Source organism: Micromonospora maris AB-18-032 (genome assembly GCF_000204155.1).
Lineage (GTDB): Bacteria > Actinomycetota > Actinomycetes > Mycobacteriales > Micromonosporaceae > Micromonospora > Micromonospora gifhornensis.
The window spans coordinates 5,533,318-5,545,876 of sequence record NC_015434.1 but is presented as its reverse complement, the minus strand read 5'-3'; the positions used below and the strand labels follow the sequence as shown (position 1 = coordinate 5,545,876).

Annotated in this window: 8 protein-coding genes and 1 pseudogene; 6 read left to right on the top strand and 3 right to left on the bottom strand. The window is 71.8% G+C overall.

What is annotated here, in order from left to right:
• Position 1: 1 nt before the first annotated feature.
• From VAB18032_RS24440 to mce, 3 genes are all read right to left on the bottom strand, one after another.
• Positions 2-2,272 carry a hypothetical protein gene (locus tag VAB18032_RS24440; RefSeq protein ID WP_013735606.1) on the bottom strand — a complete coding sequence of 757 codons (2,271 nt, stop codon included), beginning with the start codon at positions 2,270-2,272 and terminating at the stop codon, positions 2-4.
• A 171-nt stretch (positions 2,273-2,443) separates the two neighbouring features.
• Entirely contained in the window at positions 2,444-3,712 is a 1,269-nt protein-coding gene (locus VAB18032_RS24435) for a DivIVA domain-containing protein (RefSeq protein ID WP_013735605.1), read from the bottom strand.
• Positions 3,713-4,278: 566 nt separating this feature from the next.
• Positions 4,279-4,761, bottom strand: a complete 483-nt coding sequence (mce, locus tag VAB18032_RS24430) for a methylmalonyl-CoA epimerase (RefSeq protein ID WP_013735604.1) — start codon at positions 4,759-4,761, stop codon at positions 4,279-4,281.
• A gap of 63 nt (positions 4,762-4,824) precedes the next feature.
• On the opposite strand from mce, the gene VAB18032_RS24425 reads away from it, so the two are divergent.
• The 6 genes and pseudogenes from VAB18032_RS24425 to VAB18032_RS24400 all read left to right on the top strand — a co-directional run.
• On the top strand, positions 4,825-6,024 hold the full coding sequence (locus VAB18032_RS24425; protein WP_013735603.1) for an acetyl-CoA C-acetyltransferase: 1,200 nt from the start codon (positions 4,825-4,827) through the stop codon (positions 6,022-6,024).
• A 62-nt stretch (positions 6,025-6,086) separates the two neighbouring features.
• Positions 6,087-7,022, top strand: a complete 936-nt coding sequence (gene meaB, locus VAB18032_RS24420; protein WP_013735602.1) for a methylmalonyl Co-A mutase-associated GTPase MeaB — start codon at positions 6,087-6,089, stop codon at positions 7,020-7,022.
• 347 nt (positions 7,023-7,369) lie between these two features.
• Complete coding sequence (locus VAB18032_RS24415; protein ID WP_086011301.1) at positions 7,370-7,774, top strand: Asp23/Gls24 family envelope stress response protein; 405 nt, start codon at positions 7,370-7,372, stop codon at positions 7,772-7,774.
• A gap of 99 nt (positions 7,775-7,873) precedes the next feature.
• Positions 7,874-9,562: a coenzyme B12-dependent isobutyryl-CoA mutase large subunit gene (gene icmA / locus VAB18032_RS24410; protein ID WP_013735600.1), complete on the top strand. Its 1,689-nt coding sequence runs from the start codon at positions 7,874-7,876 to the stop codon at positions 9,560-9,562.
• Positions 9,563-9,662: 100 nt separating this feature from the next.
• Positions 9,663-10,568 (top strand): tetratricopeptide repeat protein, encoded by a 906-nt coding sequence (locus VAB18032_RS24405; protein WP_013735599.1) that lies wholly within the window; start codon positions 9,663-9,665, stop codon positions 10,566-10,568.
• 181 nt (positions 10,569-10,749) lie between these two features.
• A pseudogene (locus tag VAB18032_RS24400) lies at positions 10,750-11,740 on the top strand (arginase family protein); the annotation flags it as partial.
• Positions 11,741-12,559: the final 819 nt, after the last annotated feature.

Below are 12,559 nucleotides of genomic sequence, written 5' to 3'. Positions count from 1 at the left end.
GTCAGTCGGAGGTGATCTTGCTGGGTTTGGCGCTGCGCTCGTCGGTGGTCGGCTTGCTGGGGCGCTTGCCGCCCTCGCCGGTGCTGGTGATCTTCGTCGGGGTGGCGCCCCGACCGCCGGTGCCCGGCACTGCGGCAACCGTGGGTTCGCCGTCCACGCCCGCGCTGGCCGTGCCGCCGTCGACGGTGGCCGGCTCGACCGCCGGCTTCGCCGTGGGCGAATCGTCCACGGTGGTCACCGGCTCGGCGGCCGGCTTCGTCACCGGGCCCGCGCCATCGGCGGCCGGTGTCATCGAGCCTGCGCCGTCGGCGGTCGGATCGCCGCCGTCGGCCGCGACGCCGGCCGTCTCCAGAGCAGGTCGGTGGCCGTTGACCGGCGCGTCGGCGGGCACGGCGACCGGGGTGCCGTTGGCGGGAGAACCGCCGTTGACCGAAGGGCCGTCCACCGTACGGGCGACGGTGGCGGCCGACGGCGCGGCAGCGGGCGAGGACGAGCCGGCCGGGGCCGGTGACGTCGGGCCGTCCGGAGTCGTGGCCGCCTCCAGCCGCAGTTCCAGCAGCTTGCGCTGCAACTCGTCGGACTCCTGCCGGGACTTCCAGGTCTCCTGACGCAGGTCGGCGAGCTGCTGCTGAGCCTTGGCGATCTCCAGCATCACCTGGGCGAGCTGCTGCCGGCCCGCCGCAGCCTCCTGCTGCGTCGCGGCGAGATGCTGCTGGGTGGTGGCCAGGTGCTGCTGGGTGGTGGCCGCGTACTCCTCGAACTGCCGGCGGGAGGAGGCGACGTACTCGTCGGCCTCGCGTCGGGCGGTGGTGGCGAACTCCTCGGCCTCGCGCCGGGTGTCGGTGGCGTACTCCTCGGCGGCGCGGCGCTGCTCGGCCGTGTCGGCCTCGGCCTGCCGTACCAGCTCACCGGCCTGTTCCTCGGCCCGGGCGCGGACGGCGGCGGCGTCCTGCTCGGCGGCCTGGCGGATCTGGTCCGCCCCCTGCTCGATCTCGTTCTTGCGCGCGGTGTACTCCGACTCCAGCTCCGCGCGGCGCGTCTCGAAGCCGGACTCCAACTCGGCGGTACGGGTGCGGATCTGCTCCTCAAGCTTGGCGGTACGAGCGCTGAGCCGCTGCTCCAACTCGACCGTGCGGGCCTGGTGCTGCCGATCCAACTCGTCGCGACGGCTGGTGAACTCGCTTTCGGCGGCAGCCTTGCGCTGCGCCAGTTCGCGGTCCGCCGCCTCGCGTCGGCCGTTTACCTCCTTCTCCACCCCGGCCCGCCAGGCACCCAGTTCCTGCTGCGCCTGGGCGCGCGTGTGCTGGACGTACGCCTCGGTCTCGTTGCGCATGCGCTGTGCGTACGCCTCGGTTTCGGCGCGGGTGCGCTTGGCCGCCTCGGTGGCCTGGGTGGTCAGCCGCTCGGCCTCCTGGCGGGCCTTGTTGCGGGCGGCCCGGCCGGCCTCGGCGGCGTCGTCGATGATCTGCTTGGCTTCCTGGCTGGCCTTGGCGTGGGTGGCCCGCCCGGCCTCGGTGGCCTGGTCGACCAGGCGCTTGGCCTCCTGCTGGGCCTTGGTGTGCACCTCCTTGGCCGCCTCGCGCAGTTGGGTCGCCTCCTGCTGGGCGGTGGCGTGCGCCTCGCGGGCCGCCTCGCGCAGCTTGGTCGCCTCCTGCTGGGCCCGCTGGTGGATCTCCTTGGCGGCGTCCCGTAGCTGCGTGGCCTCCTGCTCGGCCTTGGCCAACGCCTCCTGCGCGCTCTTGCGCAGCCGGGCGGCCTCCTCCTTGGCCGCCTTGCTGGCCGCCTCGGACTCGGCCCGGCGAGCCGCGGCCTGCCGTTCCTCCTCGGCCCGGCGGGCGGCCAGGGCGATCTCGAAGTCCTTGAGCGCCTCGGCGGCCTCGGCCCGCGCCTCGTCGATGATGTGCTCGGCGGCGGCCCGACGGGCCTCGATCTCCTCGTTCGCGACGGCGAGGATGTCCTCGGCCTGCTCCTCGGCCAGCGCCAGGATCTGCTCGACGCGCGGCCCGAGATGCCGGAACGCGGCCCGGTCGACCACGGCGGCCTGCTTGCGCACCGCAGCCAGATCGCGCTGGAGCACCTCGACCTGACCGGCCAACTTGTGGATCTGGGCGAAGGCCTGCTCCCGCTCGGCCTCCAGCGCCGCGATCTCGTGCTCGGCACGAGCGACGTACTTCTCGACCTGTCGTTTGTCGTACCCCCGCAGGGCGGACTCGAAGCTGGGCTCCGTGGTCACGTCCCCGCCGAGAGCGAACAGTTCCTCGCCGTGCGACATGCACCCATCCTCACACGCATCGGGCCCTCCTGGGGCGATACGGACGCCCCTGTTGGGAGCTACTTCACCCACGCAGGTGGGTCGTGCTCTCTGTTCTGAAGGCAGGGCGACGCGGGGTGTCGCCGGTCACCCGGTGTCACCCCGCGTCGTTGATCATGCCCCGGTGTCGTGTCAGCTGGACGTGTCCGCGGCCACCTTCTTCTCGGCGTCGTCCGCCGGCTTGGCCGTGGCCGCCGGCTTCTCGGCCGGGGCGGCGTTGTTGGGGACACCCGGGACGATGCCGGCCAGGCCGGAGAGCATCTGCCCGAGCTGCGAGGTGACCGCGTCCTTCTGCCGGGTGAGGTCCTCGACCTCCCGGCGCGCCGCCTGGGTGGTCAGCTCGGCCTCGGTGCGGGCCTCGCTGAGCAGACGCTGGGACTCGGCACGGGCCTCGTTGAGTGTACGGTCGGCGAGCGCCTTGGCCTTCTCGATGGTCTCGGTCGCGTTGCGCTCCGACTCCACCCGCCGCGCCTCGGCGCGCTGCTCGATCTCCTTGGCGCGCTCCTGCGCGGCGCGGGCCCGCTGCTCGGCCTCGCCGACCAGCTTCTGGGTCTGCGCGACCTGGGCGGCGTGCCGCTCCGACTCCTCGCGCTCGGCCTTCTCCCGCCGCTCGGCGAGCTGGAGCTCCAGGGCCTGGAGGTCCTTGTCGCGCTTGTCGCGGGCGTCGGTCAGCAGCTTGGTCGCCTCGGCACGCTTCTCCTCGGCCTCGCGGGCGGCCTTGGCCCGCTGCTGAGTGATCTCGCGCTCAGCGGTGGCGCGCAGGGTGGCGACCTCCCGCTCGACTGTCGACTTCAGCTCGGCCACCTCGTGGGCGGTCACCGTGCGTAGCTGCTTGGTCTCGCGCTCGGCGTCGGCACGCAGTGTGTCGGCCTCCCGGCGAGCCTGGACCCGGACCTCGGCGGCCTCCCGCTCGGCGGCGGTACGGAGGTTGCCGGCCTCCCGCTCGGCGGTGGCCTTCATCGCCGCCGCCTCGGCCCGCGCCTTGTCGGTGATCTCCCGCGCCTCCAGGCGGGCGGCGGAGAGGATGCCCTCCGACTCGCGCTTGGCCTCGTTGCGGTGGTCGTTGGCCTGCTCCTCGGCGAGCCGGAGGATCTGCTCGACCCGGGTGCCGAGGCCGGACAGCGTGGGGCGGCTGTTCTCCTCAAGCTGCTTGCTGGTGTCGGTGAGCTTCTGCTCCAAGGCGGTGAGCCGCTGCTCGGACTGGCGGAGCCGGCGCTGGGCGTCGTTGAGCGCCTGCTCGGCGTCGGCGCGGTCCTTGTTGGCCTGGCTCAGCGCGGCGTTCAGCCGGCCGATGAAGTCATCGACCTGACCGGTGTTGTATCCGCGCAGGCCAACCGTGAAATCTGGCTGCGAGTTCGCGTTATCGAAGAACGCGAGAGGGGAGGACTGCTGCTGGGGCATTGGGACATACTGGCAGACCCCCCGGGGTGCTTCGCAAGAGCGGGCCGCCCTTTGCCGTCCTCTTTACATGGTCAACTCGTAGGGTCACCGGAACCCCGCGTCGACGGGCGATCTTGCCAGTTCGGGGAGGAGCCCGACGGTACGCAGCGTGACGTGAAAATGGCATCGAAGTCATCCGCCCACTGCTTTTCTTTCCGGGCGCTGCGCTCCGTGCGAATGGTCGCCGGGCCGGGACGGGGAAACCATTGCGCGTTCACCGAAAGGCCGTCGACGGCTCGTCCGTCAGGCCAGCGTCCGCAGCCCCAGTCGATCACCTCACGCCCGTCGATGAATGGGCTGCGGGGAGTGGGGGTCACTCGATCCGGGATCGAGTGGCATTGAGTGGGGTGTGAGGCCACTCGATCCCGGATCGAGCGCGATCTTGCCTGCGCCGGCCTGGGTGGCCCGCCTTTGCGTCTGGGCGGCCCGCCTGTCGGGTGGAACTGATCCCGCGCGCTGGCCCGGCCTGCGGATGTCGGCGCGGCCGGTCGCTCGGTTCCGGCGGGCTGGACCACGGGGGATGGGGGTCAGGTGGTGGTGGAGTGGGGGGCGGGTTCGACGAGTTCGACCAGGACGCCGCCGGCGTCCTTGGGGTGGATGAAGTTGATCCGCGAGCCTGCGGTGCCTCGCCGGGGGGTTTCGTACAGCAGCCGCAGGCCGCGTTCGCGTAGCGCCGCGCAGGCCGCGTCGACGTCCGTCACGGTGTACGCCACCTGCTGCACGCCCGGACCGTTGCGGTCGAGGAACTTCGCGATTGTCGACTCGGGGGTCAGCGGGGCGAGCAGTTGCAGGCAGCCACCCTCCGTGGTCGGCCCGACCGCCAGCATCGCCTCCCGTACGCCCTGCTCGGTGTTCGTCTCGGTGTGTACGCATCGCATGCCGAACGTCCGGGTGTAGAAGTCGATCGCGGCGTCGAGGTCGGCCACGGCGATCCCGACATGGTCGATGCGTCGGAGGCCGATGTCTGTGACATAGTCGGCAGCGGGCTCGACGGGGGAGTTCTCAGGCATGACGCTAGTCTGACCGAACAATCGTTAAGGCGTACGGTCGGCACCCCCCCCTCGGAGGCAGGTATGGCTTCGGTGATCGTCAGCGGCGCGCGGACCCCGATGGGGCGCCTGCTGGGCAACCTCAAGGACCTACCGGCGACGAAGTTGGGTGGCATCGCCATCTCGGCGGCCCTGGAGCGGGCCGGCGTCGCGCCCGACCAGGTGCAGTACGTGATCATGGGTCAGGTGCTCCAGGCCGGTGCCGGGCAGATGCCGGCCCGCCAGGCGGCCGTGGAGGCGGGCATCCCGATGTCCGTGCCGGCGCTGAGCATCAACAAGGTCTGCCTCTCCGGCCTGGACGCGATCGCCCTGGCCGACCAGCTGATCCGGGCCGGCGAGTTCGACGTCGTGGTGGCCGGCGGCATGGAGTCGATGACCAACGCCCCGCACCTGCTGCTCGGCCAGCGCGGTGGTTACAAGTACGGCGACGTGACGCTCAAGGACCACATGGCGCTCGACGGGCTGACCGACGCCTGGGACTGCTGCGCCATGGGGGAGTCCACCGAGCGGCACGGCAGCACGCGCGGCATCACCCGGCAGGAGCAGGACGAGTTCGCTGCGGCCAGCCACCAGCGCGCCGCCGCCGCCCAGAAGAACGGCCACTTCGCCGACGAGATCACTCCGGTGGTCATTCCGCAGCGCAAGGGTGACCCGCTGGTGATCAGCGAGGACGAGGGCATCCGCCCGGACACCACCGCCGAGTCCCTGGCGAAGCTGCGCCCGGCGTTCGCGAAGGACGGCACCATCACCGCGGGCAGCTCGTCGCCGATCTCCGACGGCGCCGCCGCGGTGGTCGTGATGAGCAAGGCGAAGGCCAAGGAACTGGGCCTGACCTGGCTGGCGGAGATCGGGGCGCACGGCAACGTCGCCGGCCCCGACAACTCCCTGCACTCGCAGCCGTCCAACGCGATCCAGCACGCCCTGCGCAAGGGCGGGCTGACCGTCTCCGATCTCGACCTGATCGAGATCAACGAGGCGTTCGCGCAGGTCGGCATCCAGTCCATCCGTGACCTCGGCGTCAGCGCGGACAAGGTCAACGTCAACGGCGGCGCGATCGCGCTGGGCCACCCGATCGGCATGTCCGGCGCCCGCCTGGTGCTCACCCTCGCGCTGGAGCTCAAGCGGCGCGGCGGCGGTACGGGCGCGGCAGCGCTCTGCGGTGGCGGCGGCCAGGGCGATGCGTTGATCATCCACGTCCCCAACCCGGCCGAGACCTCTTCGTGAGTGACGTGAACGGCAGTGTTCCTGCTGCGGCCACGCCGGTGCGCCGTAGTCGGGACGTACCGATGCTTGTCGATCGGGCTCGGGCGGGTGACCATCGCGCGGTGGCCCGGTTGATCACGCTTGTCGAGTCGGGCGACGAGACGCTGCCGGCGATCGCGGCGGCGCTTGCGCCGTACGCCGGTCAGGCCCAGGTCGTGGGCCTGACCGGTTCGCCCGGGGTGGGCAAGTCGACCACCACCAACGAGCTGGTACGCGCCCTGCGGGCCCGGGGTCGCCGGGTCGGTGTGCTCGCCATCGACCCGTCCAGCCCGTTCACCGGTGGGGCGATTCTCGGTGACCGGGTGCGGATGCAGGATCACGCCACCGACCCGGGTGTCTACATCCGGTCGATGTCCAGCCGTGGGCATCTCGGCGGCCTGTCGGCGGCGACCCCTCAGGCGGTACGTGTGCTGGAGGGGGCCGGCTGCGACGTGGTGCTGGTGGAGACCGTCGGGGTCGGGCAGGCCGAGGTCGAGGTGGCCTCGCTTGCCGACACCACGTTGGTGCTGCTCGCGCCGGGGATGGGTGACGCGATCCAGGCGGTGAAGGCCGGCATCCTGGAGATCGCCGACGTCTTCGTGGTCAACAAGGCCGATCGGGACGGTGCCGACGCGACGGTCCGCGACATCCAGGGCATGATCGCCCTCGGTGAGCGCGGGCCGGGCGAGTGGCGTCCGCAGGTGGTACGTGCGGTGGCCGTCCGGGGCGAGGGCGTCGACGACATCGCCGCGGCGATCGACAAGCACCGGGGCTGGCTGGTCGAGCACGACGAGCTGCGCCGCCGCCGGGAGGCGCGGGCCGCCGCCGAGATCGAGGCCATCGCGCTGGGCGTGCTCCGCGCCCGGATCGGCTCCCTGCGTGACGGTACGCAACTGCCGGCGCTGGCCGCCGAGGTGGCCGCCGGCGCCACCGACCCCTACGCCGCCGCCAACACCCTCCTCACCCAACTCACCCGCTAGCCCTCCACAACCCCACCCCGCCCCGGGCACCGCCGAAACCCCCGCCACCCCCTCCCCCGCCCCTGGCACCCGCCACCCCGCCACCCCCGCCCCTGGCACCTGGCGCCGTCGATCATGCACTTGTTGTCTCGGCATATGGCGCAAAGGGGACCTTTCGGCGACCAGAAGTGCAAGATCGCGGGTGCGGGTGCGGGTGCGGGTGCGGGTGCGGGTGCGGGTGCGGGTGCGGGTGCGGGTGCGGGTGCGGGTGCGGGTGTGGGGTGTGGTGTCCAGTGCGGAGGGAGGGGGGCGGTTAGGCTCGCAGCGGCTCGCGGTGGGCGGGTGGTGGATGCGTGCGGGGAGTGAGCGTGGATCACGAGATGACGCAGGAGTTGCCGATGACGCCGGATGCGGTGGCGGGTGGTCGTACGGACATCTCGGACGAGGTGGTGGAGAAGATCGCGGTGGCCGCCGCGAAGTCGGTGCCGGGTGTGGTCGAGTTGGGCGGGGATATCGCCCGGTTTTTCAACGCGGTGCTCGACCGGGTGGGGCTCGACCAGGTGGGTGACGCCCGCCGGGGCTGCTCGGCCCACGTCACAAATGGTGCGGCCGTGGTCAACCTGGTCATCGTGACCGACGCGGGGCATCCGGTGCCCGAGGTGACCACGGCGGTGCGGGCCGCGGTGACCCAGGCGATCGAGGCGTACGGGCTGCGGGTCGACGAGATCAACATCCGGGTGGACGACGTGGCCATCGGGGGTCCGGCGAGCTGAGGGCACCGTTACCGTCCGGTACGAACTTCCTTATCGATCGTTCAGGAAGAGTTCTACACTCGACGTGCAGTCTTCAAGGACTCGAGGAGGAGCCCGGAGATGAACGCCGACGAGATCGCTGCCGGACGGGCCCGCTGGCAGGCCCGCTACGACGCCGCGCGCAAGCGGGACGCGGACTTCACCACACTCTCCGGGATTCCCGTCGAGCCGGTCTACGGTCCGCCGGAGGGTGTCGCGTACCCGGGGTTCGACCGGATCGGTTGGCCGGGCGAGTTCCCGTACACCCGGGGGTTGTATCCGACCGGCTATCGGGGTCGGACCTGGACCATCCGGCAGTTCGCCGGGTTCGGTAACGCCCGGCAGACCAACGAGCGCTACAAGATGATCCTCGGCGCCGGTGGCGGTGGTCTGTCGGTCGCCTTCGACATGCCCACCCTGATGGGCCGCGACTCCGACGACCCGCAGTCGCTCGGCGAGGTCGGCCACTGCGGGGTGGCGGTGGACAGCGCCACCGACATGGAGGTGCTCTTCGACGGCATCGACCTGGCCGCGGTCACCACCAGCATGACGATCTCCGGGCCGGCGGTGCCGGTGTTCTGCATGTACCTGGTCGCCGCCGAGCGGCAGGGCGCCGATCTGTCCACACTCGACGGCACGTTGCAGACCGACATCTTCAAGGAGTACATCGCGCAGAAGGAGTGGCTGTTCGACCCCGAGCCGCACCTGCGCCTGATCGGCGACCTGATGGAGTACTGCGCGACCGAGATCCCGCGCTACAAGCCGCTGTCGGTCTCCGGCTACCACATCCGCGAGGCCGGCTCGACCGCCGCGCAGGAGTTGGCGTACACCCTCGCCGACGGTTTCGGCTACGTCGAACTGGGCCTCTCGCGCGGGCTGGACGTCAACGTCTTCGCCCCCGGGCTGAGCTTCTTCTTCGACTCACACGTCGACTTCTTCGAGGAGATCGCCAAGTTCCGCGCCGCCCGCCGGATCTGGGCCCGCTGGCTGCGCGACGTGTACGGCGCGACCAGCGAGAAGGCCCTCTGGCTGCGATTCCACACGCAGACCGCCGGGGTGTCACTGACCGCCCAACAACCGGTCAACAACGTGGTACGCACTGCCGTGGAAGCCCTTGCCGCGGTGCTCGGCGGCACCAACTCGCTGCACACCAACGCGCTGGACGAGACGCTTGCCCTGCCCACCGACGAATCCGCCGAGATCGCCCTGCGTACCCAGCAGGTGCTGATGGAGGAGACCGGCGTGACGAACGTGGCCGACCCGCTCGGCGGATCGTGGTACGTCGAGGCGCTCACCGACCGGATCGAGGCCGAGGCGGAGGAGATCTTCGCCCGGATCAAGCAGCTCGGTGGCGAGGGTCCGCACGCCATCGGCCCGATGACCTCCGGCATCCTGCGCGGCATCGAGGACGGCTGGTTCACCGGGCACATCGCCGAGTCGGCGTTCGTCTACCAGCAGGCGCTGGAGAAGGGCGACAAGAAGATCGTCGGCGTCAACTGCCACACCGGCACGATCGCCAAGGACCTGGAGATCCTACGCATTTCGCACGAGGTGGAGGTGGAGCAGCGCCGGGCGCTGGCCGAACGCAAGACCGGCCGGGACGACGCGGCGGTGCGCGCCGCGGTGGACAAGATGGTGGCGGTCAGCCGTACCGGGGAGAACATGATCCCCGCGATGCTCGACGCCGTACGCGCCGAAGCCACGCTGGGCGAGATCTGTGACGCGCTGCGGGCGGAATGGGGCGTTTACCGCGAGCCTGCCCGGTTCTGACCCGGGCTCGAAAAGAGCGGCTGGGCAGGGGTGACAGTGGCAACTGTCTCCGGCCACGGTTGATCTGAGTTCCGCGCCTCGCGTGCGAGACTAGGTAACCATGAGCGACCCACGGATCACCTCGTCGATCTTTACCCGCGGCGCGGTCGACCTCAGCGCGCTGCGCACCCCCGCCCCCAGTCCCGCCCCGGCCCAGGCCGGTCCCCCCGCCGCCGCACCCGGCGGTTCCGTCGGTGGGGCCGCCGTCATCGACGTGACCGAGGCGAACATCCAGTCCGCAGTGCTCGAACGTTCGCTCACCACACCCGTCGTGGTCTTCTTCGGGGCCGCCGGCTATCCGGAGAGCGACCAGTTCGCGCCGGTGCTGGAGCGGCTGGCCGCCGAGGGGGGCGGCACGTGGCTCCTGGCCCGGGTCGACGTGCAGCAGCAGCCCCGGCTCGCGCAGATGTTCCAGCTCCAGGCGCTGCCGACCACGTACGCGATCGTCGGTGGCCGGCCGGTCGACGCCTTCCCGGGCGTGGTGCCCGAGCCGCAGCTGCGCCAGTGGCTCCAGGCGGTCCTGAAGGCCGGCGGCGTCTCCGTGGCCGAGCCGGAGGACCCCCGACTCGACGCGGCCGACGACGCCCTGATGGACGGCGACCTGGACGCCGCCGAGCAGGCGTACCGCAAGATCCTGGCCGAGACCCCGAACGACGCTGCGGCGGAGGCGGGCCTGGCCCAGGTCGGTCTCGCCCGCCGGGTGTCCGGCGCCGACCCGCAGACCGCGCTGGCCGCCGCCACGGCCAACCCCGACGACGTCGACGCCCAACTGCTGGCCGCCGACATCGAGGTGCTCAGCGGCCAGGCCGAGCAGGCGTACCAGCGCCTCGTCGGGCTGGTCCGGCGCACCGCCGGTGAAGATCGGGAAAAGGTACGCCAACACCTCGTCGGCCTGTTCACCATCGCCGGCCCGGAAGACCCGACGGTCGCCTCGGCCCGTCGCGCCCTGGCCAGCGCCCTGTTCTGACCCTCCAGCCACCGCCAGCGCGGGCCGGCGTACCGCCGGCCCGCCCCGACACCCACAAGGACGGGAGCCCAGGTGAGCGCGAGGAGTGAGCTTGCGAGCCCCGCAGTCGCGAGCGGGAGGTGGGTTCGGTGAGCGCGAGGAGTGAGCTTGCGAGCCCCGCAGTCGCGGACGACAGCGGCCCATGATGCGCCGGATCGCCGTCCTCGATGCGCCGAGCAACCTCGGCCTGCGCCCACCCACGCTCACCTCGGTCCCGGGCTGCGGCAAGGCACCCGGCGCGCTACGTGACCAGGGTCTGCTGCCCCGGCTGCGGGCCCGCGACGCCGGCTGCCTGACCTCGCCGCGCTACGACGCCGGTGACTGGCGACCGGGCGACGGGGTGTGCCACGCGCGAGAGATCGCCGACTACTCGGCGGCGTTGGCCGATCGGGTCGGCGCGATCATCGATCGGGGCGAGTTCCCACTGGTCCTCGGCGGCGACTGTTCGATCCTGCTCGGTTCGGCACTGGCCATGCACCGCCTCGGCGAGGAGGTCGGCGGCCGGATCGGCCTGATTTACGTGGACGGCCACTCCGACTTCCGGCACCCCGGCAACGCCTCCTATGTCGGGGCGGCGGCCGGTGAGAGCCTCGCCCTGGTCACCGGGCGGGGGCAGGCCGACCTGGCGGCCATCGAAGGGCGACGCCCCTATTTTCGCGACATCGACGTGGTGGTGCTCGGCATCCGGGCTCAGGACGAGTATCGGCTCGACCTGCAGGCCGCGGGGATCGTCACCCGTCCGGTGCCGGCGCTACGTGCCGAGGGGGCGGCGCGGACCGCCCAGTGGGCGCACGAGCAACTGGCCGACTGCGCCGGCTACTGGGTGCACGTCGACGTGGACGTACTCGACCCGGCCGTGATGCCGGCGGTCGACGCCCCCGACGCGGGCGGCATCGCCTTCGCCGAGTTGGAGATCCTGCTCGCCGGTCTGGTCGACACACCGCACTGCCTCGGCGTCGAGCTGACCGTCTTCGACCCGGACTACGACCGGGACGGCGCGTACGCCGCCGAGATCGTCAACACCGTGGTGGCGGGCCTGCGCCCGGTCACCGCGCCCGCGCCGCCGCTGACCCGGCCAGGCATCGGCCGGACGGACCGGACGGCACCCGCTCCCCGTCGGACCACCGAGCGCACGCCGGGCCGTGCCGACCGTGCGGACCTGAGCGCCGTCCCGGACCAGGCTGCTCGTGGCGACCTGAGCATTCGCCCGGACCAGGCCGCTCGTGGGGATCTGGTCGAACACGCGGATCCGAACGACCGTGCGGATCCGGACGATCGCGGGGATCTGGTCGCCCTTGGGGACCTGGATGGGCGCGCCCATCTCGCCGACGGTGCGGATCTGGCCGACGGTGGGGACCTGGGTGACCGTGCGGAGCAGGCCGTACGTGCGGCGGGCACTGTCGCTGTGCCGGATCCACGCGACACCGACTTCTCCGCCGGCCCGGGGTCCCTGCGTCGGCCGGCGGCGGAGGAGGGGTCGGCTGGCCCGGGCTCCTTGCGCCGGTCAGCGGTGGACGACCAGGCCGGGCCGGGTGCGGACGGTCTGCGCCCGGTGGCCGCCGAACCGACTGATGATCCGCGTGGGGCCGGTGGTCTGCGCCTGGTGCCCGCCGATTCGATAGGTGATCTGCGTGCGGCCGGTGGTCTACGCCCGGTCGTCGCTGAGCCGCCTGCCGCCCTCGCCAGCCCGACCGACTCGGATGCCCCGGCCGACGGACCCGCGTGACCCGGTTGCCTGGCCGACTCGGATGCCCCGGCCGACAGGCCCGGCTGACCCGGTTGTCTTGGCTGATCGGGATGCCTCGGCGGATGGGCCCGGCTGACCCGGTCGTCTTGGCTGATCGTCCCGGCCGACGGCCGGGGTGACCCGGCCGAGCCGGATGAGATCGGTGGCGGGGTCGGTCGGGGCGGTGACCCCGATGATCGACTCCGTTACGGCGGAATGGCGGTGA

What these genes read in the sequence shown, in the direction of transcription:
- VAB18032_RS24425 (WP_013735603.1), top strand. Translation starts at nt 4,825, where the DNA reads ATGGCTTCGGTGATCGTCAGCGGCGCGCGGACCCCGATGGGGCGCCTG.
- VAB18032_RS24440 (WP_013735606.1), bottom strand. Translation starts at nt 2,272, where the DNA reads ATGTCGCACGGCGAGGAACTGTTCGCTCTCGGCGGGGACGTGACCACG.
- mce (WP_013735604.1), bottom strand. Translation starts at nt 4,761, where the DNA reads ATGCCTGAGAACTCCCCCGTCGAGCCCGCTGCCGACTATGTCACAGAC.
- VAB18032_RS24405 (WP_013735599.1), top strand. Translation starts at nt 9,663, where the DNA reads ATGAGCGACCCACGGATCACCTCGTCGATCTTTACCCGCGGCGCGGTC.
- meaB (WP_013735602.1), top strand. Translation starts at nt 6,087, where the DNA reads ATGCTTGTCGATCGGGCTCGGGCGGGTGACCATCGCGCGGTGGCCCGG.
- VAB18032_RS24435 (WP_013735605.1), bottom strand. Translation starts at nt 3,712, where the DNA reads ATGCCCCAGCAGCAGTCCTCCCCTCTCGCGTTCTTCGATAACGCGAAC.
- icmA (WP_013735600.1), top strand. Translation starts at nt 7,874, where the DNA reads ATGAACGCCGACGAGATCGCTGCCGGACGGGCCCGCTGGCAGGCCCGC.